This window comes from Commensalibacter communis, from assembly GCF_947179015.1.
GTDB lineage: Bacteria > Pseudomonadota > Alphaproteobacteria > Acetobacterales > Acetobacteraceae > Commensalibacter > Commensalibacter communis.
This window is the reverse complement of sequence record NZ_CAMXCM010000001.1, coordinates 483,903-509,263: the sequence shown is the minus strand read 5'-3', so window position 1 is coordinate 509,263 and position 25,361 is coordinate 483,903. Positions and strand designations below refer to the sequence as shown.

At 37.5% G+C, this 25,361-nt stretch carries 22 protein-coding genes; 13 read left to right on the top strand and 9 right to left on the bottom strand.

The window, feature by feature from the left end; genetic code table 11:
* Positions 1 to 25: 25 nt before the first annotated feature.
* From PQG54_RS02410 to PQG54_RS02400, 3 genes are all read right to left on the bottom strand, one after another.
* The gene (locus PQG54_RS02410; protein WP_271789063.1) at positions 26 to 523 is read right to left on the bottom strand and encodes a PPC domain-containing DNA-binding protein; all 498 of its coding nucleotides are present in this window, start codon (positions 521 to 523) and stop codon (positions 26 to 28) included.
* Between the two features lie 100 nt (positions 524 to 623).
* Positions 624 to 2,150 carry an OprO/OprP family phosphate-selective porin gene (locus PQG54_RS02405; RefSeq protein ID WP_271789064.1) on the bottom strand — a complete coding sequence of 509 codons (1,527 nt, stop codon included), beginning with the start codon at positions 2,148 to 2,150 and terminating at the stop codon, positions 624 to 626.
* A 166-nt stretch (positions 2,151 to 2,316) separates the two neighbouring features.
* Entirely contained in the window at positions 2,317 to 3,822 is a 1,506-nt protein-coding gene (locus PQG54_RS02400) for an OprO/OprP family phosphate-selective porin (protein WP_271789065.1), read from the bottom strand.
* 280 nt (positions 3,823 to 4,102) lie between these two features.
* On the opposite strand from PQG54_RS02400, the gene PQG54_RS02395 reads away from it, so the two are divergent.
* Genes PQG54_RS02395 through PQG54_RS02385 form a run of 3 tightly spaced genes read left to right on the top strand, consistent with a single transcriptional unit; the run spans position 4,103 to position 7,601 of the window.
* Positions 4,103 to 6,097 carry a glycosyltransferase gene (locus tag PQG54_RS02395; RefSeq protein WP_271789066.1) on the top strand — a complete coding sequence of 665 codons (1,995 nt, stop codon included), beginning with the start codon at positions 4,103 to 4,105 and terminating at the stop codon, positions 6,095 to 6,097.
* Between the two features lie 5 nt (positions 6,098 to 6,102).
* A complete protein-coding gene (locus PQG54_RS02390) occupies positions 6,103 to 6,840 on the top strand; it encodes an ABC transporter ATP-binding protein (RefSeq protein WP_271789067.1) in 738 nt (245 codons plus the stop codon).
* Positions 6,840 to 7,601 carry an ABC transporter permease gene (locus tag PQG54_RS02385; RefSeq protein WP_271789068.1) on the top strand — a complete coding sequence of 254 codons (762 nt, stop codon included), beginning with the start codon at positions 6,840 to 6,842 and terminating at the stop codon, positions 7,599 to 7,601. Before PQG54_RS02390 ends, PQG54_RS02385 begins: the two co-directional genes overlap by 1 nt.
* Before the next feature lie 254 nt (positions 7,602 to 7,855).
* Here PQG54_RS02385 and PQG54_RS02380 read toward each other — a convergent pair whose 3' ends face one another.
* Positions 7,856 to 10,846, bottom strand: a complete 2,991-nt coding sequence (locus PQG54_RS02380; protein WP_271789069.1) for an esterase-like activity of phytase family protein — start codon at positions 10,844 to 10,846, stop codon at positions 7,856 to 7,858.
* A 59-nt stretch (positions 10,847 to 10,905) separates the two neighbouring features.
* Complete coding sequence (locus tag PQG54_RS02375; RefSeq protein WP_271789070.1) at positions 10,906 to 11,202, bottom strand: YciI family protein; 297 nt, start codon at positions 11,200 to 11,202, stop codon at positions 10,906 to 10,908.
* A 145-nt stretch (positions 11,203 to 11,347) separates the two neighbouring features.
* Here PQG54_RS02375 and PQG54_RS02370 point away from each other — a divergent pair, with 145 nt between their 5' ends.
* The 7 genes from PQG54_RS02370 to ccmI all read left to right on the top strand — a co-directional run bounded on the left by PQG54_RS02370 (position 11,348) and on the right by ccmI (position 16,697).
* Entirely contained in the window at positions 11,348 to 12,103 is a 756-nt protein-coding gene (locus PQG54_RS02370) for a heme ABC transporter permease (protein WP_271789071.1), read from the top strand.
* Positions 12,104 to 12,115: 12 nt separating this feature from the next.
* Positions 12,116 to 12,253 carry a heme exporter protein CcmD gene (gene ccmD / locus PQG54_RS02365; RefSeq protein WP_271789072.1) on the top strand — a complete coding sequence of 46 codons (138 nt, stop codon included), beginning with the start codon at positions 12,116 to 12,118 and terminating at the stop codon, positions 12,251 to 12,253.
* Positions 12,250 to 12,744 (top strand): cytochrome c maturation protein CcmE, encoded by a 495-nt coding sequence (gene ccmE / locus PQG54_RS02360; protein WP_271789073.1) that lies wholly within the window; start codon positions 12,250 to 12,252, stop codon positions 12,742 to 12,744. The genes ccmD and ccmE overlap by 4 nt, the downstream gene beginning before the upstream one ends.
* Before the next feature lie 211 nt (positions 12,745 to 12,955).
* Positions 12,956 to 14,932, top strand: a complete 1,977-nt coding sequence (locus PQG54_RS02355; RefSeq protein WP_271789528.1) for a heme lyase CcmF/NrfE family subunit — start codon at positions 12,956 to 12,958, stop codon at positions 14,930 to 14,932.
* A gap of 1 nt (position 14,933) precedes the next feature.
* Positions 14,934 to 15,479, top strand: a complete 546-nt coding sequence (locus PQG54_RS02350; protein ID WP_271789074.1) for a redoxin family protein — start codon at positions 14,934 to 14,936, stop codon at positions 15,477 to 15,479.
* 12 nt (positions 15,480 to 15,491) lie between these two features.
* On the top strand, positions 15,492 to 15,953 hold the full coding sequence (locus tag PQG54_RS02345; RefSeq protein ID WP_271789075.1) for a cytochrome c-type biogenesis protein: 462 nt from the start codon (positions 15,492 to 15,494) through the stop codon (positions 15,951 to 15,953).
* Between the two features lie 6 nt (positions 15,954 to 15,959).
* Entirely contained in the window at positions 15,960 to 16,697 is a 738-nt protein-coding gene (gene ccmI, locus PQG54_RS02340; RefSeq protein WP_271789076.1) for a c-type cytochrome biogenesis protein CcmI, read from the top strand.
* A 50-nt stretch (positions 16,698 to 16,747) separates the two neighbouring features.
* Here ccmI and PQG54_RS02335 read toward each other — a convergent pair whose 3' ends face one another.
* Together PQG54_RS02335 and PQG54_RS02330 are read right to left on the bottom strand one after the other, a co-directional pair.
* Complete coding sequence (locus tag PQG54_RS02335) at positions 16,748 to 17,266, bottom strand: hypothetical protein (protein WP_271789077.1); 519 nt, start codon at positions 17,264 to 17,266, stop codon at positions 16,748 to 16,750.
* A gap of 155 nt (positions 17,267 to 17,421) precedes the next feature.
* A complete protein-coding gene (locus tag PQG54_RS02330; protein WP_271789078.1) occupies positions 17,422 to 17,652 on the bottom strand; it encodes a (2Fe-2S)-binding protein in 231 nt (76 codons plus the stop codon).
* Between the two features lie 170 nt (positions 17,653 to 17,822).
* On the opposite strand from PQG54_RS02330, the gene bfr reads away from it, so the two are divergent.
* The 3 genes from bfr (at position 17,823) to PQG54_RS02315 (ending at position 22,501) form a co-directional block, all read left to right on the top strand.
* Positions 17,823 to 18,305 (top strand): bacterioferritin, encoded by a 483-nt coding sequence (gene bfr, locus PQG54_RS02325; RefSeq protein WP_271789079.1) that lies wholly within the window; start codon positions 17,823 to 17,825, stop codon positions 18,303 to 18,305.
* 376 nt (positions 18,306 to 18,681) lie between these two features.
* Positions 18,682 to 21,396: a M16 family metallopeptidase gene (locus PQG54_RS02320; protein ID WP_271789080.1), complete on the top strand. Its 2,715-nt coding sequence runs from the start codon at positions 18,682 to 18,684 to the stop codon at positions 21,394 to 21,396.
* Positions 21,397 to 21,457: 61 nt separating this feature from the next.
* A complete protein-coding gene (locus PQG54_RS02315) occupies positions 21,458 to 22,501 on the top strand; it encodes a hypothetical protein (protein WP_271789081.1) in 1,044 nt (347 codons plus the stop codon).
* A gap of 49 nt (positions 22,502 to 22,550) precedes the next feature.
* Here the strand turns inward: PQG54_RS02315 and PQG54_RS02310 are convergent, their stop codons facing one another.
* Both PQG54_RS02310 and PQG54_RS02305 read right to left on the bottom strand, forming a co-directional pair.
* The gene (locus tag PQG54_RS02310; RefSeq protein WP_271789082.1) at positions 22,551 to 23,669 is read right to left on the bottom strand and encodes a quinone-dependent dihydroorotate dehydrogenase; all 1,119 of its coding nucleotides are present in this window, start codon (positions 23,667 to 23,669) and stop codon (positions 22,551 to 22,553) included.
* Positions 23,670 to 23,751: 82 nt separating this feature from the next.
* The gene (locus tag PQG54_RS02305) at positions 23,752 to 25,308 is read right to left on the bottom strand and encodes an inorganic phosphate transporter (RefSeq protein WP_271789083.1); all 1,557 of its coding nucleotides are present in this window, start codon (positions 25,306 to 25,308) and stop codon (positions 23,752 to 23,754) included.
* Positions 25,309 to 25,361 lie beyond the last annotated feature (53 nt).

The following is a 25,361-nucleotide window of genomic DNA, read 5'->3' as shown; positions in this document are numbered from 1 at the left end:
AAATTTTGACCAATACAACAACTTTTTAGTTAAACTGATACAAATTCAACCCAATCGTTTCATCATAATATCGTGGTAGCTGACCGTTATATTTTGTAATGACAAATTCCCCCGCACCGTTAATCACACCAGTTAGTAAATGCCCAGCCAAAGCTGAATAGTCAGACCGACCAAGTGTTATATGTAAATGTAAGTAAAGCTTGCCATCTTTTTGAGCAATATTTCCTGTTAGATTACTGATTTCCATTTGCTCAGAAAATGTTTTATCTCTAAATTTTTTAGTAACAGGATTGAAAAAACGTAATGTGGCTTCTTTTACAGCGCCAATGCCAATGATGTTTCCAGCCATAATATGTTGGTCATTACAGAAATCACTAATCGCTTTTGAAATTTCAGCGTGATTTTTAATACTAACCACATACTGATCACCAAACTGTTTATAACTATATATTTTTTCATTTGATTGTGCATAAGCTGAAAAAGACGTTAAAAACAAGAAAAATACAAAAAGAAGTCGTTTCATCCACTTTACTCTATTTGGTATACATAAATCATTTAATTATGAACATCTTACACCGCTGACTTAATCTTTCGTCAAATGTTAATTTGTTCTTATTCAAGTCTTAAAACGTAAATTGTAATCTTGATGTAATAAAGTTACTGGTACGACCAAAGAGATTATATCTATTTCCTTTGGACCCTGTCGCGTGCACACGATGATATTCCAACATAATCCGCATATGGGACGATGGATACCAGTTAAATCCAGTGGTAATCATGGTTTGCTTTCCTCCCTGCACTCCTTGGAATTTTCCCGTGGGGCTATAACTATGTACACGATCATCTAAATCCATTTGGCTAAACCGTGCATCCCATTCCAAAGCCCCCCACTGACCTGCTGCTGGATTAAAATATGATCCTGTTGGTGGATTAAAAATAGCACGTGCTTTATTATATGATCGTGGTTGACCAAAAAGTGTATAAGAAGACGAAATATACCATCCTTTAAAATTAAAATTAGGTCTGTATTCATTATAACTTGAATTACGTCCCAACCGCACGTTATAAAATTCTGATTGCACAACAGCTCGTTTCCAACGAAATCCCACTTCTGGCCCAATAGACCATACATTATCAACCCCACTCAATGTGCCCGTGCGAATATATTGTTTACTTAACCACAACTGAGCATCCTGCCTCGCACTGATCCCATATTTTTTATTATCACCGTGCAAAGCAAACGAACTTGAAAGTCCTAAATGTAAGTCAAAATCTCGAGTAGCAAGCGGATGCACCGCGGTTCTGAATACGCCACCAATTTGATTATTTTGAAAATTTTGCTGGAATGGCTTGCCTAATCGCTGACCCGTGACATAAGCACTAATCATATATCCATTACCAAAATGTTGGGCACCAAACGCTAATCTTGGCTCACCTCCAGCAATATTACGTACCACGTCAATAATGGCTGGACGCTCCATAAATTCATATCCTGTCGAGCTCTCTGCATCTTGCATTGAAGACCTTGGTTGAAATAACCCGATAGTAATAATTGTATTTTTAAACCCTTTATATGCCAAGTTAGCTTCATATAAATTATATGTATCTCTAAAAAACTCACCAAATTCAGGGCTTATGGTTAATAAGAAATCATCATATTGCACGCCTAAACTAAATCGTCCACGACGTATATATCCTCGGGACCCAGAAACATCTTGACCATATTTGTTATCAGGTCCAATAAATCCGCCGATATCATAGTTAATAATCATACCCAACGAAATTTTTAACCGTTTATTTTGAGAAGCCAAAGCTGGGCGACCTTTGGGAAATGTTAAATTTAATCCCCCGACATGGTATTTAATATTTTTATAAGGATCTACATTAATAACTTTTATAGCATTCCACATTGTACAAGTTTTTTCAGCTTTTGCACAAATATACCAGCCTTGTCTAAAATCGGTCTTTTGTTCTCCTAATTGTGCAAGCTGTTTATCATCAGGAATTTGCTCTGACTGGGTAACTATCTTCGTGCTAGCAATACTACTTGCAGAAGAAGCACTCGTAAAACATACAGCAACACTGAAAACGATGCTGTATGGTAAAATAAAGCTATTAATTTTGCTATCATTTATTTTATTTATACACATATCACACACCATATTATTAAATATGTAGATTAATTAACAAATATCAGAGAATCAAACTACGAAAAAATAATCTTATGTATGAATATATAGAAAGTTAAAGTAACATTTAGGTCAGGTAATATAAGGGGTTTTACACATTAACTATAAAATAATGTGTAAAATTGAATTAAAAATTATATTGCAACCTTGAAATGATCAAATTACTGCTGCGACCTCTGGGGTTATACTCATTTTTCAACGAAGACGATGCTTGAATATGATTATAATCTAACATTATTTTGACTTGGGAAGATGGGTACCAATTGAAACCCGTTGACCATACGGTCTGCTTTCCACCATTTACACCCAATAATTTTTTATCAGAACCATACCAAGATTTATGACTGTTTAAATCCATCACACTCCACCGCGCAGACCATTCCAATGCCCCCCAATATCCTGCTGATGGATTGAAAGTTGGTCCTATAGGCGTGATAAATACGCCTCTTTGTGCCTCGTAAAGTCGAGGTTGTCCAAATAACGTGTAATTGGCACTAACATACCATCCTGGAAAATTTAAATTTGGAGCATTCTCACCATTTACAGACGATCTTTGCATATGAATAGAGTAATATTCAGATGTTAACAAAAACCGTTTATAACGCAAAGCAACTTGAGGTCCAACACTCCATATACTATCAACCCCATCCATCGTTCTGGTTCTTAAATAAGGACGTGTTAACCATATTTGTGCCTCTTGCCCGGTATTCATCGAATATTTTCGATTTTCTCCATGAAAGGCAAAAGAACCAGAAACACCAACATGTAAATCAATATCGTTAGTAATGATTGGACGACCTGCCAAGCGAAAAACACCTCCAACTTGATTATCCTGAAAATTCTTAAAAGAACCATAACGAGGACCCGTTACATATGCTGCCACAATATATCTTTTTTCCCAATGTGTCCCACCCAACGACAAACGTGCATTTGCCGCAGCAATGTTACGAACTAAATCAATCACCATTGGGCGTTCAACGAATTCAAAAAAATTAGAACCCTCGGCATCTTCCAACGTTACACGAGGCTGCAATAACCCTATATCAATGGATGTATGGCGAAATCCTTGATACCTTAAAGAAGCTTCAAACAAAGAATCATTTTGTGTGCCAGATGTTCCCAGATCAGGGGTCACGGTTACCACAAAATCTTTATATTTTGCACTTACGATAAAACGACCACGCCTTAAATGACTGCGAATACTATTCATCGATGGTCCATTTCCCTTTGGATTCCCACCAACAAAAGCACCAACATCATATTGGAACATTCCTCCAAGTGAGATAACTAATTCTTTATTATTTAAAGAAAATGTTGGTCGACCTTTTGGAAAAGTAACAGATAATTTTCCTATTTGATATTTAATATCTTGATAAGGATCAATATTCACAACCTTAACCGCATTCCATAAAGAACAAGATTGAGCGGTTTTTTCACACGCAATCCATCCTTGTCCAACATCCACCTTTTGTAAATGAGACAATGCTTTTGCTTGGTCGGTTGCGTTCATCGTACCATGAGAAATATTCGTTTGCGGGGTCGCACTGTACCCAGAATCGCACAAACCCGTTACACCACCCCCGATTAGAAGTAGCGCTATGGTGTTTTTATATCCAGAATAATATTTGCTCATTTTTTACGATTTACCTATTTAAAACAGCAATAACCCGATCAATTATACATATTATAATGCGCTTTATAATTTATTACAATATTTTTAAGTAAAATTAATATCAAAATTATCCACATAATACTTTATAATTTAGTATTATTTAATATCTAATCAGCAGCTTTTCTTATATTCATTTTACAATCCTATCCTCTCAAGTATACTCAATATCATATTTTTGTTTTGCGAAAAATGTAACTACTGGTAGAATCTGTTTATTGTATATTGCGTATAAAGAATCTTTATGTCACCTCTTGTATCGAACTTCATTGAACTATCTTTAAATAAAGAGAATGAAAATCAATGGTGTTTGGTACTTTGCAAACTGCTGCAAAAACAAAATAATAACCTCCCTTTTGTGCTTTCTATTCATCACCGTGACAGCCTAGAATGGGAAGAAACCCACTATTTGAAACAATATGACTGCTTCTCACAACATTGGATCGGCGGGATTATATATTTACCACATGATAGTGATAAGATTAAAGTTAGTATCCCTCAGAATAGCAAAACTAGCCCTGTATTGAGTTCTATAAAGATTATCCCTTTGTCTCGATTACAAGCGGGCATATTATTGGCATTGAGCAGCCCACAAACTATTATAAAAACAATTTTAGGCTCGCCAACTCATCTAAAAAAACGTTTACGCACAGCTCTCCATCATCAATATAATCAATCAAAGATCCATTTAATTTACAAAGATTGGTGTGATCTATATGATCGCTGGGGGCAGCAAGAGAAAGAAATTCTGTATCAAAGTCCATTTTATAATCAATGGCCTGTCATTCATTCCTTGATATATAATCCGCCTGATAGTCATTACCCTGAAACGGATATCAGTTTAGATCAACAATGGCCCACACCTCGAAAAGCCGATCAATCTTACGTGGCTATCTTACAAAATGGTGAAGTCTTGTCAGATCATGCGCTCGCTATTTTTGCAGATCAAGCCACAAGAGAAAATTACCCAGCAGCTCTTTATGCTGACTCAGATATGTTTGATCACAATCATCAACGCTCCACGCCTCACTTTAAACCCAATATTGGATATTCAATACTAGCATCTGGTCTCTTAACTCAAGATATTTGGCTATTTCGCCAAGATATCTTTGACTCATATCAACAACAACACCCAACAAAGTACAACTCCGCTTATACACACCGTCTTGCTTTGGCGCTATATTTAGGGAACCAAAATTTATCTGTTCATCATGTGCCTTTTATATTAAGCCATCGCCAGATCACCCCCGGCACAGCAGCAATCAAAGCGATGCACCAAATAATTAAACGAGATTTATTATCTCGAAACTGGATCGGAGAAATACAAGATAATATTTTTCCGCTAAAAATTAATCTAATTTCTGATCACATCCCTGTCAGCCTGATTATTCCAACTACCATTTCATCGAAAACCATTCGAAACGCTATTCTAAGTATTCTTCACAAGACACATTATCCGAATACTGAAATAATATTAGTCATCTCACAACCAGCTCCTTTAAGCCGTGCGCAGCGTTATTATTTACGTCCTTTATTAAAACATCAAAACTTACGGGTGGTTTGGTTAAAAACAGATAGTTTTAATTTCTCTCAAAGCTGTAATTTTGGGATTCAACATGCAAAGCATGATTTTTTTGCAATTGTGAATGATGATGTTCGACCTAAGGCTTCAAAGTGGTTAAGTTATATGATGGGACACATGCAAAATGATGATGTCGGTGCTGTTGGGGCAAAGCTCTATTATCCTAATGGGCAAATACAACATGCTGGTATTATTATGGGGGCTGCTAACCTCTGTGAGCATGCGGGGCGTTTTCAGCAATCTAATCGATTTACATTAACCTACGACCATGATGTATCAGCAGTTACAGGAGCTTGCATGTTAATCCGCAGGTCGGCGTATAACCAAGTGCAAGGATTTGATGAAACTTATGAGATCGCTTATAATGACGTTGATTTTTGTTTGAAATTACGAAAAGCAAACTATCATATTATTCAGTGCCAACATGCTGAGTTGATCCATTATGAATCGCTTTCCTTAGGAGATCATTATACGGGGCGACGCGCAGGGAAAGAGCGGCAAGAAATCCTGTCAATTCGCTCTAAATGGAAATCTGTATGTAATAATGATCCTTTTTACAATCCTAATCTTTCATTACAACGTGGGATGGATGGGGAGCCTGCTTTTCCTCCTCGTATAACCCGCCCTTTTGCAACTTTTTCTCCTTTTAATAAGTAATTATTGTGCCAAACATTTCACCACCAATCTATATTCATGATCTTACGCTCAATTATCAGAATAAACCTGTGTTTTCCAAATTAAACACAACTTTCCAAGGTGGTGTATTTAATATCCTCCTTGGGGCAAGTGGTGTTGGGAAAAGCAGTTTACTTAAAATGATTGCTGGTCTTTTACCTATTAGTGAAGGACAGATAACTTGTGAGCCAACAGCCTCATTAACTTCACAAATCAGCTATATGGCACAACAAGATTTGTTGATGCCTTGGGCTACGGTTATTCAAAATGTAATGTTAGGCAGTAAATTACGAAAAGAAAAACAAGATAAAAGCAAAGCGCTTCATATTTTAGAGCAAGTGGGATTAAGCAATGTCGTCCATCAATATCCCTCTCAATTATCAGGAGGAATGCGCCAACGTGCTGCACTTGCTCGAACATTATATGAAGATCGTCCGATTATTCTGATGGATGAACCTTTTTCAGCATTGGATAGTGTGTCCCGTAGCAAAATGCAGGATTATACAGCACAATTATTGCATGGAAAAACTGTTATTTTAATCACCCATGATCCTTTTGAGGCCTGTCGATTAGGAGAAAATATTCAAATTCTGGTTGGCCATCCTGCGCAGATTCATCTCATTCCGTCTATTCAAGGTTCTATTCCTCGTCATCCTGACGATATCCACGTGCAACAAGCTCAAGCCAATTTATTAAATCTTTTGATAGAAAAAAGTGCAATATAATGCCATCCTTTCCCCTTTATTTCCGCATCCCCATCTTAATAATTGGCTTATTGCTTTTATGGCAAGGGATACATCTTTTTCTTAATATACCACCGTATTTATTACCCTCGCCATATTCTGTTTTTATCGCTTTCAAAGATAATCAAGTATTATTATGGAACTCCGCTCTTATCACCTTCAACGAGACGATCCTAGGGCTTATTTCAGGATGTGGTTTGGGGATTCTTTTGGCATTAATGATGAGTCTTATCCCGTTCGTCAGACAGTGGTTAATGCCGATTATTTTGATAAGTCAATCCATCCCAACCTTTGCGCTTGCTCCTTTATTAGTTTTATGGTTTGGTTTTGGGATAAGTTCCAAAGTGGTCATGGCCATGATTATGATTTTTTTTCCAGTCACCTCTGCTTTTTTTGACGGCTTGACCCGTACCCCAGCGGGATGGATAGAGTTGGGAAAAACGATGAATGCCTCCCCTCTAAGGCAATTACTATATATCCGTATTCCTGCTGCATTACCTTCTTTTGCTTCAGGGCTTCGAATTGCCGCAGCTATTGCTCCCATTGGTGCCGTGGTCGGGGAATGGGTTGGTGCTTCTTCTGGACTTGGGTTTTTGATGCAAAATGCAAATAATCGCTTTCAAACCGATTTAATGTTTGCAGCTTTATTCTTATTATCTTTGATGACGATATGTTTATGGGGAGCAGTAACAATAGCCACAACCAAACTGATCCCATGGGCAGAAGATACGAGGGAATTTTAATATATCAATGAGTGACGAATATCAATTGACAATCCATAGCCCATTGCCCGATCATTTCTTTGAACAATTTTGAGTTTCTATAGAATCCCCTGAAAGCCTTTCATCATTAGATATATAATTAAATATTCAATCGTTAGACTATATAATTCATAACCACTCTATAAAAGCGCTAAAAAGATAAAGAAAACAGCTTAAATCTTCTAGCGTTTAGTTAAATTTTCGCTTAAACAACGAGTTACGTAAGAGCAACATTTTCAATCGTCAACAAAATAAGAACCTGTTTCTAAAACCTGAATTGATAAAAATACGTTTCCCACTGTATCTAAGGGTTGCAAGGGAAGAAGCGCGTTTCCTGCTGTCCATCGAGCATTTAACTCTGATAAAGGTAACCATCCCGAGAGGTCACGTTTGGATAAGTGAATATCGATAACTTGCTCTTGATCCTCATGGTGTAAACAAATTTTTCCCACTGAAATACCCAAATTATACCGATTATCAACGAACGGTCCAAATGCATCACATGGACGATAAGTTCTCGACATTAAACGAACCGATTGGGTAGTAGAGGGTAATTCAAACAATATTTTTTGGTCTCGATTTTGCATAGGCAGTATCTTACTTCCTCGATCTGTCAGCAAATATACATTGGGATCATTGGTTTTAGCTCTTTTGGCCTCCACTGACTGCACGCACATACGATCCGCACGTTGATCTAAAAAATTGAAAATGGCTTGTGCGTTGCCTCGTTTTGTAATAATAGGTGCTGCCGCATCGCGGTCCCAATTTTTTATTTTGTTAAACGTTACATTGCTTAATGATTTACTCTCAAAATAATGACGGTTTCCTGTGTCTAAATAGCTCTCTGACAAAGCGCCGTTGGCCTCAATAATACTATGTTTTTCAAGCTCTATATGATAATAATCATACGTGATGGCAGAACGGTCATAAAAAACTGTCTTGCCGTTGACCAACATACGAACAGGGACAAAACATCCCTCAAAAAACATGCAATGTTCAGCAGTCACATATAAATCTGCAAAAGGAACGCCTTCTTCAAATGCATTTCTACGAATACAAACGGGATATCCTGCCATGTCATCATGTTTATAGGGAATGACAGTACCCTTTTGCTTACCAACCCATACTACTTGGCGTAATTGCCATACGTTACGATGCCCAAGACTATAAACCAAATCCCCTGGCATAATATCTTCTACTCGAACCATTCCATTTTGTGTACGGATAAATGTTCCAGGCAAAAAACATGCATCACCATCATCTAAAGCAAGACTGATAAACTGAGTTTTATATTGAGACGCATTAAAATTATTATCCGAAACCAATATCAAAGATTGTCGACCATCAGGTAACTTTGGTCCCAGAGTCATCCCTTCAATATTATCAATTTTCGTCTCGTTTGTATTTAGTTTATCTACAATCGAAGGATCTTGGGAATCAAAGATTTTAGTCTTATCCAATAATTTGGCATTCTCAGCTGTTAAATAATCAATACTCAAAACATTTTGTGCACCAATTAAACTGACTTTATAAATACGTATACGGTTCCTCGAGGCTCCTTCTGTAACGCCTGTCTGATTTCTATTATCACCTCTTTCCATGATTAAAAGCGTGTTGCTATCCAAAGCTAAAATCTCGGAAATCCCATTACTCGTTGCACCAATCGTCGAAGGACGATCCGTATAATACGCATATTGTGCTGTAATATTTCCGTTTTCGTCATATTTCGTAATTCTGGAATATCCAGTGGCATCACCCGTTAAATTACGCTCCATAGCGATATAATAAGAGCCATCAGGTGCGAAAGTAGAACCCTCTAAACTTAAATTATCTTGAGCCCGCAGAGCAATATTCTCTGGAACTGCAACCTTAGTTACTGAACCATCTTGATGATAATGATAAATTCCAGCAGGTTTTTCTTCTGTCGTATACCAAAAACCATCTCCATTTGGATCAAGACGAATGGATTCAGCATCAGAGATAGCATTGCCCTTTTCATTAACCAGTGGCTGCGCACTTAAAAACTCAACTGTTGGGCGTGAATTGACATCAGTTAATCCGTGCAGTTTAATACGAAACATTACGGAATATCCTAGCGAAGCACCATCAATTGTCTGGTGATCTGACTCAACAATATAAGTATCTGTTTTAGAATCATAGTCAATTCCAGATAATCCACCAATACGATAGGTTATCCCATTAGAATCTCTGTATTTATAATCAAAAGGCAGCCCCACTTGATTGATATAATTCAACTGTAAACTGCTGGATGTCGTATCAAGCGCATAACTAACTAATTTTGTATTTTCTGCGCTAGTAGTGGTATTCTGCGTATCCGAGGCAAAAACAACTGATCGTCTTCCATCAAATAAAGTCGGGCCTGAACTCATATTTACAATACCAGTCAAACCGTACTCTTGTGCATTTGCCAAGGGTGAACCCTCTAAATCAAGGACAAGATTCTTTGGGACTAATTGTGCATTCGTAGAATTTAAGTTGACAACCCCTAAAATATTCTCTGCATTTTTTAAATTAATTTCATAAACCCTGGCATATGCATTCATTTTTGCCATTAGATTACTTTGATCTGAAGTATACTCTCGTTCTAATACCAATAACTGATCGTTGTTAATTGCCAATATTTCATAAACACCATTATTATTCGTAGAGGTAGAATCAGTACCATAAGCATATTGTGCAACCGATTGCCCATCTGAATCAAATTTCGTAATTCGAATATATCCTGGAGTATCTTGTTTCAAGTTTGTTTGTAACGAAACGTAATAAAACCCATCAGGGGAAAAAGTCGCTCTTGTCGATTGTTTATATTCATCCTCTGAGCTGATTTCTATAAGATTAGGGATAGTTCCTAATTTTCTAACAGTCCCATTATTATAATAGCGATAAATACTTGGTCTTATTGATTCTGTGGTTACCCAATACCCATCCCCTTTGGGGTCTTTACGAACAGAGCGCACATCATTAATTTTCGTTAAATCAATTGGGGTTTTCTCCAATTGGATTTGTGGGGTGCCATCAGGATTATATAATCCTGTAAATTGAAAACTATCAATTGCTGTTGGTTTACCATCGGCTCCAAAATCACACGGAACACTATAAGTGTCTGTGACATTATCATAATATATTGCTGATAAGCCATTAAATTGATACTTATTGTTTATATCCGTTTCAAGCAACCGGGCTTGATTTAAAAATTGAAGCCGCATTTATTCTCTACCTAATATATGTATTGAATTGATTTTTTATATTTAGCTTTTATAAGCGACTATGTTGCTAACATTTTTCCGTCTGATGCAATCATTTTCATTGGTCTAATAATGACACTTTCAAAAAGACCAGCTTTTGTATATGGATCGCTGTCAGCAAATCCTTCTGCTGCTGCTCGGTCATCCATCTCGATCATAATCAAAGATCCACAGCTTTTTTCATCTTTATTTAGTAAAGGACCGCAAACTTTAATATATTTTTCATATGTTTTCAAATATGCTAGATGCTGCGGACGTACAGCCATTCTCAATTCATTACAATCGGGTTTATCAGTACACATAATCACAAATAACATTTTAGTTTCCTAATGCTAATCATATTATAATTAAAACTTTATTAATTATGCATAGTAATATAAATCTTTCTACTTTTAAAATTGAAAAAAAACACATTCACTTGTAATAGTATGATTATCTTTATTTTTATTTAATATCTTCCAAATGACAAATACATCATCTTCCCCACCGAGCCAATCAAGTTTCAATATTCATCGTTTTGCTAACCCAAGAACATTTTTACGCTTTGCAAGTAAAATACAATCATGGGTTACAATATCGGCTATCATTTTCCTTGTGATTGGGGTGATCTGGGGGTTATGTTTTTCCCCTGCGGATTGGCAACAAGGCGACAGCGTCAGAATTATGTATATTCATGTTCCCATGGCAATTTTGGCAAGTGGAGGATATTTTGCGTTGGCTGCATGTGCTTTATGCTCTCTAATTTGGAAGCATCCACTAGCAGATTTGGCAGCTGGTGAAATTGGTCCCATTGGTGCAGTCATTACCGCACTTTGTCTTATTACAGGGTCTCTGTGGGGTAAGCCAATGTGGGGGACTTGGTGGGTATGGGATGCCAGATTAACCTCTGTCTTGGTTTTGTTTTTTTTATATCTTGGGCATATTACCTTATTGCATGCCTTTGATAATCAGCAAAAAGGATATAAAGCAGCAGCAATTTTAGCTTTAGTAGGTGTTTTTGATTTACCTATTATTAAATTTAGTGTTAATTGGTGGCATACTTTACATCAACCCAGCACATTTAGTATAATACATGCACCCGCAATGAGCCTTTCAATGATATGGCCCCTTATTTTCTGTTTTATGGGATTTGCTTTGGGCTTTATTGCTTTGGTTTGTATGCAATTGCGTGCTGCTATTCTTGAACGTCAAGTCCGCCATTTTTTATTAAATGAATAGGCCATTTAACTTATGACCCATTTACCTTATCTTATTGCTGCTTACGGTATTACCGTTCTTTCTCTTGGAATATTATCTTTTCATTCTTGGACAAGATTAAAACGTGTTCAAAAAAAACTTATACAGATTCAAAATAATCAGCAGCCATGAAACGTAAAACAAAAAGATTGTGGATTATCCTAGGGTCAATGGCTTCTTTTGCCATAGCAATCGTTTTAATTCTTTCGGCATTTTCAAGTAATCTGGTTTACTTCAAAGCCCCTTCACAGTTGATTAATCATCCCACTGTAAAAGGAACGACGATCCGACTGGGTGGAATGGTTTTGGCAAATTCTTTGCACTATTCACACAAAGACCAAACCCCCACCGCCCAATTTCAAGTCACTGACGGGCAAGCGGCTATCGAAGTACATTATACTGGCATTTTACCCGATTTATTTCGCGAGGGGCAAAGCGTAATTGCCATTGGAACATTGGACAAAAACAATATTTTTACCGCCAGTGAAGTACTCGCTAAACATGACGAAACTTATATGCCTAAAGAAGTTGCTGATGCTTTACGCAAAAGCGGCAAGTGGGATCCTAAATATGGCCCTCCACCCGATGCAGCAACGTGGGATCATATGACACAACCTAAATAATCATATTCAAACATATCTCAATTACTAAGCTAATATTTGCTTAGTAAAATAGTTAAATTCATTGTAATGGTTGGTTACAATTTACAATATTTAACTCTATTTAGAAATTTTTTTTGCTTTTCAAAAGTCTTTTTACTGGAGAAGAGAAAATAAAAAATGATTTCTAGCCTATTTCAAAAATATACTCTGGACAAACGCTGTGATCTCAAAAATACTTAGCCCAGAATTTGGTCATTTTACATTGGCTTTGGCTTGCTGTCTTGCTGGGGCGCAATTTATTGTCCCCTTAATGGGGGCTAAGGTTAAGAATAACCGTTTAATGGCATTGGCTTCGCCTTTGGCGTGGGGTCAATTTATGGCTTTGACTTTGGCTTTTGCATGTTTAATTACAGCTGCTGTTACTGATGATTTTTCTGTATTAAACATTTTGCAAAATAGTGCTGCGGATAAGCCGTTACTTTACAAAATTACAGGCGTTTGGGGAAATCACGAAGGGTCTATTTTACTTTGGGCTTTTATTCTTGCCCTTTTTGGTGCCATTGTTTCGGCTTATAGTCATCACCTCCCTTTGTCACTTCGTGCTAAAGTCATTGCCATTATGGGAGGCAGCGCTGCTGGATTTGAACTTTTTTGTCTAACTACTTCCAATCCGTTTTTACGCGTATGGCCAGCCCCATTAGATGGGCAAGGCATGAACCCTTTGTTACAAGACCCAGGGTTGGCGTTTCATCCTCCTATTCTTTATATGGGCTATGTGGGGTTTGCAGTCCCATTTGCATTTGCGGTTGCTGCATTACTAGAAGGGAAAGTTGATGCCGCATGGGGGCGTTGGGTTCGACCTTGGACTGTCTTGGCGTGGGCGTTATTAACTTGTGGGATCGCTTTAGGATCTTGGTGGTCTTATTATGTGCTTGGTTGGGGAGGATATTGGTTTTGGGACCCTGTGGAAAATGCGTCTTTACTGCCGTGGCTTACAGGAACGGCCTTGTTACATTCTGCCTTAGTCGTGGAAAAAAGAGAAGCATTAAAAATCTGGACAATTTTACTTGCAATTGGGACTTTTTCCCTGTCATTAAGCGGAACATTCTTAGTACGCTCTGGTATTTTAAATTCTGTCCATGCTTTTGCTTCTGATCCAGCCAGAGGTGTCTTTATTTTACTTTTATTAGCCGCAATCAGCGGTGGGGCTTTGTTACTCTTTGCATGGCGTGCCCCGAATTTGACCTCAACTGGAATTTTCACTTTCTTTTCACGTGAAGGCTCTATCGTTTTAAATAATATCTTATTATGTACGATGGCAGCCGTTGTATTAACAGGAACGCTTTATCCTCCTTTTGTGCAGCTCATCAACGGACAGACTTTATCTGTTGGTAAACCTTTTTTTGATAATGCACTGATCCCAATTGCGCTCTTTTTATTCCTTGTCATGGCTATTGGCCCTGTCATTGCATTTAAAAAAGGAAATATTCAACAAACATTTAAGACATTAAGCATCGCAGCTGGTTTATCCATTATCTGCACCATTATTGCTTTCATCTATTTACATCAAATTTTTCCATCACTTGCAACAGGATTAAGTATCTGGGTTATCTTAAGTGCCTGTTCAGATTTTATCAGACATATCGCATTTTTTAAAACATCATTAGGTAACTCAGTGAAAAGAATGATTGGGTTACCTCGCGCTTTTTATGCATCTTATTTGGCTCATATTGGTGTTGCCATTACCATCCTTGGCATCGTTGGGATGGCTGCCAGTCAGCAAAAAATCGTTGAAGTTCCCATCAATACCACGATACATCTGGCTGGATATGATTGGACATTAACCAATATCGAAGATCGACAAGGCGCTAATTTCATTGCCACAGAGGCAGTGATTAAAATTTCTAAAAACGGAAAAGTGGTGACATGGATGTTCCCTGCCCGTCATTACTTTGACCGTCAAAAGCAAGTCGTAACGGATGTCGCTATTCATACCAATTTTATCTCTGATTTATATGCAGTGCTTGGTGACAGTAAAAACAGCACACAATCAACCCCTTTATTTGTCTTACGTTTACATTATAATCCCTTGGCACCTTGGATCTGGATGGGTGGATTTATTATGGCAATTGGTGGGTTTATTACTTTAACGGATCGTCGTTTCAGAATAGGCACCCCTGCCCAACGCAAAAAAGTAAAGGAAGCTTAATATGCAGGACATTACCCGTCGCCGTCTATTATGGTCCATTCCTTTTGCCACTGCCGCTGTTGCTGGTGGAGGATTTTTGGCAATGCTATCTGGATTACGTAAAGGCAATTTTGATCCCAGAGAAATCAATATCCCAGTTATCAATAAACCCATTCCTCCTTTTTCTTTAATAGGCCAACCCCCATCAGCAGGGTTTAATCAACAAGAGTTGCAACGACAAACCAAACCTATTCTCATTAACTTTTTTGCCTCTTGGTGTATTCCTTGTTTAACAGAAATGGGTGTTTTACAGCAATTATCTAGCCATATTGATATTTGGGGGATTGCTTATAAAGATAAGCCTGATGCGGTATCTGGATTTTTAGAACGAAATGGCAACCCTTATCAAAAGATCGGTCAAGATCCCGAGGGAAATATTGGTATTGAATGGGGACTTTCAGGTGTTCCAGAAAGTTTTCTGATTATGCCTGGTGGAATCATCAAGTGGCATTATCCAAAACCACTAAGTGTCGCTTCTACGCAAATTCTTTTATCTCTTTTGCAATAAAGAACTATGCTCATGCGTTTCTTTACGATTTTTTTTCTTTTTTGTATCAGCCTATCAGCACCAATGCTTGCTTTTGGTATTGATAGTCCCGATGAAATGCTAAAAAACACCCAACAAGAGCAACGAGCTCAGCATCTTGGGTCGCAATTACGATGTCTAGTTTGTCAAAATGAAAGCATCGAGGATAGCAGTGCTGATCTGGCCAAAGATTTACGCAAAGTTGTTAGGCAACGCATCGTTGCAGGAGATACAGACTCACAAGTCATGGAATGGATGGTGGATCATTACGGAAATTTTATTCGCTTAAAACCGCCTTTCACTTTTACAACAGCTTTATTATGGTTTATGCCTGTGTTGGCTTTAGGCATAGGCTGTATCATCGCTTTTGTAACCTTGCGCAAACGCAAACATATAGAGGCTGAAGCATTGAGTAAAGAAGAACAAAAACGCCTTTCCGAGTTAATGAAAGAGTAAACAACAATGTTATGGACAGTGATTATTCTTTTTAGCTTACTCTGCTTGGTTCCATGTTGGATCGCTTTATGCAAAGCCCCAACAATAACCAATACGCAGCAATCTGCTTTGCGAGTGTATCAATCTCAATTAAATGAAATTAAAAATGATCTTAACAACGGGCTTATTTTAGAACCTGAATATAATCAAGCGCAACTTGAAATCCAAAGACGACTATTAAAAACAGATTCTTCAATACAATCGTCAATGCCGCAATCGCCCTTATCGAGAGGCAGCGTAATCGTTACTGGTTTGGGATTATGTTGCATTCCATTGGCGGCAATAGGGTTATACTTGATGAATGGTGTTCCTTCTTTACCAGCTGCACCGCTCGCACCACGGCTGGTTGAGCAAAAAGAAATGAGTCAAAAAGTAGCCCCTTATATAGAGCAATTGAAAATACGATTATCCAGTTTATCCATGACAGATCCCAAAAGAATAGAAGGTTATTTATTGTTAGGAAAAATTGAGGCTTCTCGTGGAAATTTAATAGCTGCAAGCCAAGCATGGAAAGAAGCATTAAATCAACAATTTGATCCCAATCTTGCTGCACAAATTGCCGAAGTACAAACACAGACCGAAGGTAAAGTTTCAGAGGATAGTGTTCAATTATTCCGCAAAGCGCTGCAAGCCGCTCCCAAAGATATACCTTGGCGGGAATTAGCCGAACAACGCATTGCTGAATATGAAAGAGCTCATCGTTAATATCTAAATTGCCCTGACAATTATTAGCTTAATCAGGGCATGTTCAATAATTAAGAAAAAGGATTATCAGCAAAGGCGACTTTATGCTCTTCTTTTTTCTTAGGTGGATTTATATTACAAGAAATCAAATATAACCCACATACAGATAAAATATTACTGATACAATATAACATCGTAAATCGACCAGCCATTCCTCCCGAAGACAACCAAATATAAATACCATATAACGTGAATGGAATCGAGATAATCCTGATCCCAAAGAGATGGTAGCGTAAAGGGTTAATAAATCCTTCTCTGACTACTTCTTGATTGCGATAAACGAACATATAAAAACAGATGACGACAATGCATGACATCAAATTATAAGTTGAATTAAAGAAGCCAACATTGAAAAAGAACAATGGCATTAATAAAAATGCAAAGGAAAAAATAACTGATCCTAATAACAGATTCATACCAAGGCGAATATTCATCCTCTCGCCTGGAAGACGATTGGCAATCGGTTGAAAAATCGTATCCAATATCCAAAGATCAATTCGAACTAATACATTATCTGTATTTTGTGCCATAAACTTCCTTTACCCCCCATTTCTGCGCTGTTGTGGTCATGGTAGGAAATCTTAACAAGATAAAAATATTTTTCAATGATTGCTATAAAAAAGACAAAAAAAAGCTCGTTCATTACAAACGAGCCGAATAAGTTCAAGAAACAAAATATACAAATCTATGCTGAAACAGCGTCTTTCTTATGTTCTTTAAGCATATTAACAATCCGGTTAACACACCGACCACAATCAGGTTTGCATCCACAAGATTCATAAACCGCACTGGGGCGATCTGCACCGCTCCGAATTGCGTTACCAACATCCTTATCAGTTAAAGCTCTACATGAACAAATATACATTGCCAAATGCCCCAAGACAACAAAGTTGTTAATAATGATATTAATAACCATTCTCAATTAAGTTGTCCAGTATTTTTTTATAAAAATATGAAAAAAAACAATTTTAATTTCGTTTATGCTTTTTACTTATGATGATAAAAGTGATATGGTGAACCCCAAGGATGTCATTCATCCTCAAGAAACAAAATATAATAAATCATAATAATCTTAAGAGAAACCAAATGATTAAAGACAAAAAAGTAATTGAATTTTTAAATATTCAATTAACAAACGAATTAACTGCAATTAACCAATATTTTCTTCATTCACGTACCCTAAACCATTGGGGCGTTACCAAATTAGGTAAAAAAGAATATGTCGAATCTATTGAAGAAATGAAACATGCAGACGAAATCATCGAAAGAATTTTGATGCTTGATGGTTTACCCAATATGCAACGCTTAAACACCATTCAAATTGGTGAAAATGTCGAAGAAATGTTGAGATCTGATCTTGCGATGGAGCAAAAAGCAACCAAAGATCTTCGTGAAGGAATCGCATATTGTGAATCTGTTCGTGATTTCGTAACTCGTGATTTGTTCCTTTCTATCCTTGATGCAGAAGAAGAACATATCGACTTCATCGATAAACAATTTGACTTGATTAAACGCATGGGACTCGAAAATTATATCAATTTGAATTCTGACAGCGCTGACCAAGAATAAAACCCAAGATAAAGGCGTGAAACATAGCCTTTATCTTTTTTTGATGAATAATTTACGACAAAATTGATCGTTTTGCTTACTTGCTTTAATATATTATTTTTTATTCATCCCTGATGCCAGTACGCTTTCTGCCACTGGCGCTTCAATAAATACAATATACACTATTACCCAATACAGCTTGGTGCACAGGATAGTTTAGGCGTTATAAGCAACTTGTCGAAATTATTTCTAAATGTCTAACGTAACAATAATATTTTAAATATTTTTTGATGATCTAAGTTCTTTACCATCGTTTCTATTGATATTAATTTTACTAAACTTGTTTTTTCTACTAACCTATTAAGAAACATTTTTATAAAATAGGATAAAAATAGCGATGAAATTTACATTTGGTACAGCAACGCTTTCTCTTGCTTTACTGGCGTCAACCCCATTAATGGGGGGTATTTCCTTTTCCCGAAATGCAGCTGCACAAAAACCTGCGGACACACAATCTGCTGTGCTGATTAAACAAGATGTTATTCGGAAAACTTTAGAAAATGGATTACGCGTCATCGTTGTCAAAGATCCGTTAGCTCCTGTAGTCACTGCTCAAATCAGTTATCTTGTTGGTTCTAATCAAGCCCCTGCTGGATTTCCTGGCACCGCACATGCGTTGGAACATATGATGTTCCGTGGCAGCACAGGATTAGACAAAGATCAACTGGCTGTTTTGGGCGCCCAATTAGGAGGCAGTTATAATGCCTTTACCACTGAAAATGTAACCCAATATTACTATACTGCCCCTGCTGAAGATTTAAACATTATGTTAAAAATTGAAGCATTACGGATGGGTGGTCTCAGCTTAAATGCTGCGGATTGGGAAAAAGAACGTGGTGCGATTGAACAAGAAGTCTCAAGGGACTTATCCAATCCTATTTATAAATATGTATCTGAACTTCAAAAAATCATGTTCGATGGCACACCTTATGAACATGATGCTTTGGGAACACGTCCTTCTTTTAATAAAACCACTGTGGCATTGTTAAGAAAATTTTATGAAACATATTACGCACCTAATAATGCAATCTTAGTCATTTCTGGTGATGTTGACCCTGCTCAAGCCATTGCACAAGTCGAAAAAGATTTTGGTTCTATCCCTCGTAAAGATATTCCTAAAACCAAACCTATTACACTTAAGCCCATCAAAGCACAAACATTAACCTATCCTACGGATTTCCCGACCAGCTTAGTCACGATTGCATGGCGTATGCCTGGGGAAAAATCAAAGAATTTTGCCGTGGCGGATATTTTAAGCGATGTTATTTCTAGCCAACGGGGTGCATTATATGGATTGGTTCCTCAAGGCAAAGCCTTAATGGCAGATTTTGAATATGTCCCCAAAGGAGAGGTTGGTTTTGGTGTTGCGATAGCCGCCTTCCCCAAAGGACAAGATTACAAACCTATTTTAAATGAGGTAAAACAAATCCTTCAAAATATTCATGAACATGGCGTTTCTCCTGAACTCGTCGAAGCTGCAAAACGAAAAGAAATCGCCAGCCTTGCGTTCTCTGCCAACAGCATCACAGGACTGGCCAGTTCTTGGTCAACAGCATTAGCATTCCAAGGATTAAATGACCCCAATGAGATGGCTGCTGCCTATCAAGCGGTTACTCCTGAACAAGTCAATGAGCTTGCTAAACAAATCCTAAATCCTGACGAAGCTATTACGGCTATTTTAACCCCTGAAAACTCTGGAAAACCGATTTCAAATAAAGGTTATGGTGGTGCAGAATCCTTTGCCTCAGTACCGGACAAACCCGTCAAGCTTCCTGAATGGGCAGAATCTGCACTGAAAAAACTAAATGTTCCTAAAGAAAGTCCTGCCCCTACAGATATAACCCTCAGCAACGGAATACGCCTGATTGTTCAACCTATCCATGTCAGTAACACGATCAATATTTACGGACAAATCCGTCAAAACCCTAGCTTGCAAGAAGGAAAAGGCAAAGAAGGTATTGCAGGCATTACGGATGACATGTTCAAATATGGAACGAAAACCTTAGATCGTTTAGCTTTCAGAAAGGCCGTTGACGATATTGCCGCTGATGTCAGTGCTGGCAGTGATTTTTCTTTATCTGTATTAGCTCCTGATTTTGATCGTGGCGTGGAATTATTAGCTGATAACGAGCTTAATCCTGCCTTTGATCAAAAATTCTTTGATATTGTAAAGCAACAAACCTCGCAATCTTTGGTCGGATTATACCAATCACCTGGTTATCATTTCAGCAGAGCGATTACCAAAGCCATTAATCCACCTAATGACCCCAGCCTACGTCAAGCCAACCCTCAACAAGTGATGAAATTAACGATACAAGATTTGAATGATTTTTATAAAAAATCCTTCAGACCTGATCTTACCACAATTGTGGTGGCTGGAAATATTACTCCAGAACAAGCAAAAGCAACGATTGAGAAATATTTTGGTCAATGGAAGGCCGAAGGACAAAAGCCTGACCTGAACATGCCTACACGTCCAAATAGTAAAAGTTCTTATGTCCATGTTCCCGACAAAAGCGCAGTGCAAAATAGTGTTGCACTCGTAGAAAGCATTGGGTTGGATGTGCATCATCCAGATCATTATTTATTAAATTTAGGCAATGAAGTCCTTAGTGGTGGCTTTGCTGGACGTTTTTATAAAGATTTACGTGTAAAAACAGGCTATGTCTATAATGTAAATAGTGATTTTAGCTGGTCACAAACCAGAGGCTCATACAGTATTAGTTTTGGTGCAGATCCAGATAAAGTCTCTTTAGCACGCAAAGCGGCACTAAAAGACTTAACTTCAATGCAAACTGCTTCGGTAACAGATGATGAATTACAACTCGCAAAAGCCTCTTTGTTACGCAGCATTCCTTTGCAAGAGGCCAGTATTGATGGGATTGCCAGTCGTTATTTAACTTATACCAGTTTGGGACTGCCGTTAAATACTTCCCATCTTGCAGCAGAAGCCTATTACAAAGCAACAGCTGCCGAAATCCAAAAAGCATTCCAAACCTATGTTCGTCCAAAAGACCTTGCTCAAATTATCAAAGGTCCTGCAACTCCGTAAAATCTATATCCCAAAGGTCATCGTAATTAACCTTTGGGATATTGTTAATAAAGTGAACAACATGCAGAATACACAACAATGGTTCGATTATATTTTGAACTCCCAATGGGTGGTTTTAGGAAATAATACGCTTATACAGCCTCAGCGTAATAGCGACGGAACATGGATATTGGGGGATATTATCACCAATGACCAAGAAATATTAACCGCTCGTCCCTTAACTAATCTCCAGGATATCAAAGAATTCCAATTGGTTCATCAATCATGGAAGGTGGCAATCTTCAAAAAATATAAACCAATTATTTATTTTTGTGCATTTGGTAAAGATGCAATTTTTGAATGTGTTTATACATCCATACAATCTTTGATCGAATTTGGAATTTGGCAACATGAAATTGTGGTGTTTACCGCAGAAAACACCAAAGAATATTTACAAGACAAACTTTCTTCTTTGGGGCTAGGTAACAAACTTCATATGATTACCATTCTGCCAGCAACAGATACATTAGATTGGGTTATGGCAAGATACCGTATTAACCACCCGATTTTGCAACAAGCACAACCGCTATTTTACATGGATACAGATATTATCTGTAATGCTCCATTAGACGACTTTTTTATTAAATTAATTGATAGTCCTTTAATACATGCCTGCCAAGAAGGCTTGATTGGTGAAGGATCACCACAATCAGGCGGATATTGGTATGGTTGGCGTTTAATGCAAGAAGATAACGTTCCATTTAATACACAAAACAGAGGCTTTTCAGCAGGAGCACTATTCTTCAACAATGTCGAATCTGTATTACCCTTCTTTGAAATGATCCTTCAGTCTACTTATGGTTTCATGGATAAACAAGGATATAGAGATGAATTTTATGATCAACGATTTACAAATTATATTTTATTTAAATTTAAAAAGATAGAAATCATATCGATGTCAAAATTGTTAAATTTATATCGTATCCCCCCTGAAACAACATTGATACCAAACGGCAATCAAACGCTAGGATTAGTACATTTTTTAAACGCACCAACAGAAAATAAGCTAATTACGATGAAAAAATATGTTGATATGCTTCGTTTACGCGCAAACAAACAAAGCTAATCAAAAAAAAGCCATCCAACCTGAATAGTTGAATGGCTTTTTATAAAGACTAAAGCGCAATATTTTTTAACTCTGAAATATGCTTGATCCCTTGCTGGTTTAAAATTTCAACAATTTCTTTTTTTATACGCCGAACTAAACCAGGGCCTTCATAAACTAAGGCACTATATACTTGCGTAAAATCAGCACCGTGCGTAATTTTTTCGATAACGTCAGCACCAGTTTCAATTCCACCACATCCAATTAATGTTAATCTGCCTTTGGATAAACGTGCAACCCGAGCCAACATTTCAGTGCTTTTTTGACGAACTGGGCGACCTGATAATCCACCTGGCTCATAACGAAAAGCCCCTTGCAAATCATCGGGACGTGAAATCGTTGTATTTGTTAAAATTAATCCTGTTATCCCAGCTTCTATAACGGTTTCAACAATTCCTTCAATCTCTTTCTCTTCCAAATCAGGGGCTAATTTAACCAATATTGGAGGATGGTGAGGATATTGATCCTTAATCGCTGCTAGGATACCACGTAAACGAGAAGGATGTTGTAAATCCCTTAATCCAGGCGTATTAGGAGAGGAAAGATTTAAAACAATATAATCTGCATAATCCTGAACTTTTCCCACTAGAAATGGATAATCTTTTTCAGGATCAGCCCCAATTTTATTAATACCAATGTTGACACCAACGGGAATGTTCGCCGTTGTTTTAAATGATCCTTTCGAATCTTTTATTTTTTCAAGTCGTGCAATAATGCGATTGATGCCATCATTGTTGAACCCCATACGGTTAATAATGGCACCATCTTCGGTCAATCGAAATAATCTTGGTTTTGGATTCCCAGTTTGTGGTCGAGGTGTAACCGTTCCAACCTCAACAGCACCAAAGCCCAGTCGAGCCAATGGTGAAATTACTAACGCATTTTTATCAAATCCAGCAGCCATTCCAATAGGGTTAGGAAAAGACAATCCCATTGCATTCACTTGTAATATGGGATCATCTTGCCATGGTTTATGCCCACCGCACAAGCCCAATAATAAGCTGCCAATCGCTAGCTCATGACCTGTTTCAGGTTTTAAAAATTGAAATCCTTTGAATATCCAAGGATAACAAATTGCTATTGCCTCTTGTTCAATTTCAGATAGCCTATAACCGATTTTTGACTTCATTTACTCTATTCCAAATAATGCAATATAATAACGACAAAACAGATCTCATCATAAAATCTGTTTTATCATTAACTGTTATTGTTTAAAATAATTTCAAAAATATCCAAAAAAGACAACCAGACAATATAATTGAAATGGGTAAAGTTAATATCCATGCCATCGCCATATTGCGCACTGTACTCCATTGTATTCCATTCCCACGTCCAACAGACGTTCCTGCAATCGCAGAGGTTACAACATGCGTTGTGCTAATTGGCATATGAAATTGATTTCCCATTTGAATCATAGTCATGGCAACGGTTTCAGCAACAGCACCTTGGCCATAGCTCATTTCTTGTTTACCAATTTTTTTACCAACTGTGACGACGATGCGTTTCCATCCAACCATCGTACCTAAACCCAACGCAATCGCAACCACAACTTTGACCCAAGGAGGAATAAACTGAATTGCACTAACAATATCACCTTCGAAATCGTCAATTACTGATTCTTCTGCTTTCGGTAAGTCCCCTTTTAAATGGGTAAAATGAACTAGATTTTGATCTAATAAATATAAATTATTTCTTAAATTAGTCTGATGCTCAATGGGAACTTCTTTGAATGTTGTTCGATTACCGACATCTGCCCTGATTGTTTGAAGCATTGTTCTCATTGCAGGAACAGTTTCTGGTAACAAATGATTTTGTTGAATTGTTTTCGTTAAAATTGCATGGCTCTCATTTAATGATAATTTAATATCTGAACTATATTGAGCTAGAATTTTATCTACAATAATCGCCTTATGCGTAAAGTCCTCAACTTGTTTTGAAGACACAGCACTATTTAATGCATAGGCTGTAGGGACAGTCCCAATGAGAATTAACATAATCAATCCCATGCCTTTTTGCCCATCATTGGAACCGTGACTAAAACTTACCCCTGTGCAAGTTAAAATCAACAGTAAACGCATAGGCCAAGGTGGTGCTTTGCCCTCTTTTGGAGCTTGGTACAATGTTGGAATAGGTAACAAAACGCGTAGTAATTGCATTCCTAAAAAGGCGATTGCAAATCCAGCCAAAGGACTGAATATCAATGCTTTGAACACTTGTAGTGCTTGTCCCCAATCCACGCCACTGCTTACGCCATCGCCCATCAATAACTGATTCATTATCCCGACACCAAGAATCGAACCAATCAATGTATGAGAAGACGAATTTGGAATACCAAAAAACCAAGTAAGCAAATTCCAAATAACCGCAGCCAATAGCAAGGCGAAAATCATTGAAAAGCCTGCCTCGCTACCAACTTTGAGTACCAGCTCAATGGGTAATAGGGAAATAATAGTATAGGCAACAGCACCACTTGATAGCAACACGCCTATAAAATTCCAAATTCCTGACCAAATGACAGCAAAAGTAGGGGGTAAGGAATTACTGTAAATCACCGTAGCCACAGCATTTGCGGTATCATGAAAGCCATTTACAAATTCAAACCCCAATGCAATAATTAATGCCAAGCCCAATAATAAAAAAGCCAAAGCTGATGAATGTGTTGAGCCCATTAAGTCCTCACGCACATGCATAATGGTATAAATAATTGCACCAAATAAAACAAATAAGAAAGCAATCGTATTAAGCAGCGATCGATTACGAGGGGTCATATTGTGAGCTTTTTATGTAAAAGAATAAGGTGTATTCTAAAAAAAACATATTA

Coding starts and splice junctions, on each gene's coding strand:
- PQG54_RS02410 (WP_271789063.1), bottom strand. CDS start 523: ATGAAACGACTTCTTTTTGTATTTTTCTTGTTTTTAACGTCTTTTTCA.
- PQG54_RS02405 (WP_271789064.1), bottom strand. CDS start 2,150: ATGTGTATAAATAAAATAAATGATAGCAAAATTAATAGCTTTATTTTA.
- PQG54_RS02400 (WP_271789065.1), bottom strand. CDS start 3,822: ATGAGCAAATATTATTCTGGATATAAAAACACCATAGCGCTACTTCTA.
- PQG54_RS02395 (WP_271789066.1), top strand. CDS start 4,103: ATGTCACCTCTTGTATCGAACTTCATTGAACTATCTTTAAATAAAGAG.
- PQG54_RS02385 (WP_271789068.1), top strand. CDS start 6,840: ATGCCATCCTTTCCCCTTTATTTCCGCATCCCCATCTTAATAATTGGC.
- PQG54_RS02380 (WP_271789069.1), bottom strand. CDS start 10,846: ATGCGGCTTCAATTTTTAAATCAAGCCCGGTTGCTTGAAACGGATATA.
- PQG54_RS02375 (WP_271789070.1), bottom strand. CDS start 11,202: ATGTTATTTGTGATTATGTGTACTGATAAACCCGATTGTAATGAATTG.
- PQG54_RS02370 (WP_271789071.1), top strand. CDS start 11,348: ATGACAAATACATCATCTTCCCCACCGAGCCAATCAAGTTTCAATATT.
- ccmD (WP_271789072.1), top strand. CDS start 12,116: ATGACCCATTTACCTTATCTTATTGCTGCTTACGGTATTACCGTTCTT.
- ccmE (WP_271789073.1), top strand. CDS start 12,250: ATGAAACGTAAAACAAAAAGATTGTGGATTATCCTAGGGTCAATGGCT.
- PQG54_RS02350 (WP_271789074.1), top strand. CDS start 14,934: ATGCAGGACATTACCCGTCGCCGTCTATTATGGTCCATTCCTTTTGCC.
- PQG54_RS02345 (WP_271789075.1), top strand. CDS start 15,492: ATGCGTTTCTTTACGATTTTTTTTCTTTTTTGTATCAGCCTATCAGCA.
- ccmI (WP_271789076.1), top strand. CDS start 15,960: ATGTTATGGACAGTGATTATTCTTTTTAGCTTACTCTGCTTGGTTCCA.
- PQG54_RS02335 (WP_271789077.1), bottom strand. CDS start 17,266: ATGGCACAAAATACAGATAATGTATTAGTTCGAATTGATCTTTGGATA.
- PQG54_RS02330 (WP_271789078.1), bottom strand. CDS start 17,652: ATGGTTATTAATATCATTATTAACAACTTTGTTGTCTTGGGGCATTTG.
- bfr (WP_271789079.1), top strand. CDS start 17,823: ATGATTAAAGACAAAAAAGTAATTGAATTTTTAAATATTCAATTAACA.
- PQG54_RS02320 (WP_271789080.1), top strand. CDS start 18,682: ATGAAATTTACATTTGGTACAGCAACGCTTTCTCTTGCTTTACTGGCG.
- PQG54_RS02315 (WP_271789081.1), top strand. CDS start 21,458: ATGCAGAATACACAACAATGGTTCGATTATATTTTGAACTCCCAATGG.
- PQG54_RS02310 (WP_271789082.1), bottom strand. CDS start 23,669: ATGAAGTCAAAAATCGGTTATAGGCTATCTGAAATTGAACAAGAGGCA.
- PQG54_RS02305 (WP_271789083.1), bottom strand. CDS start 25,308: ATGACCCCTCGTAATCGATCGCTGCTTAATACGATTGCTTTCTTATTT.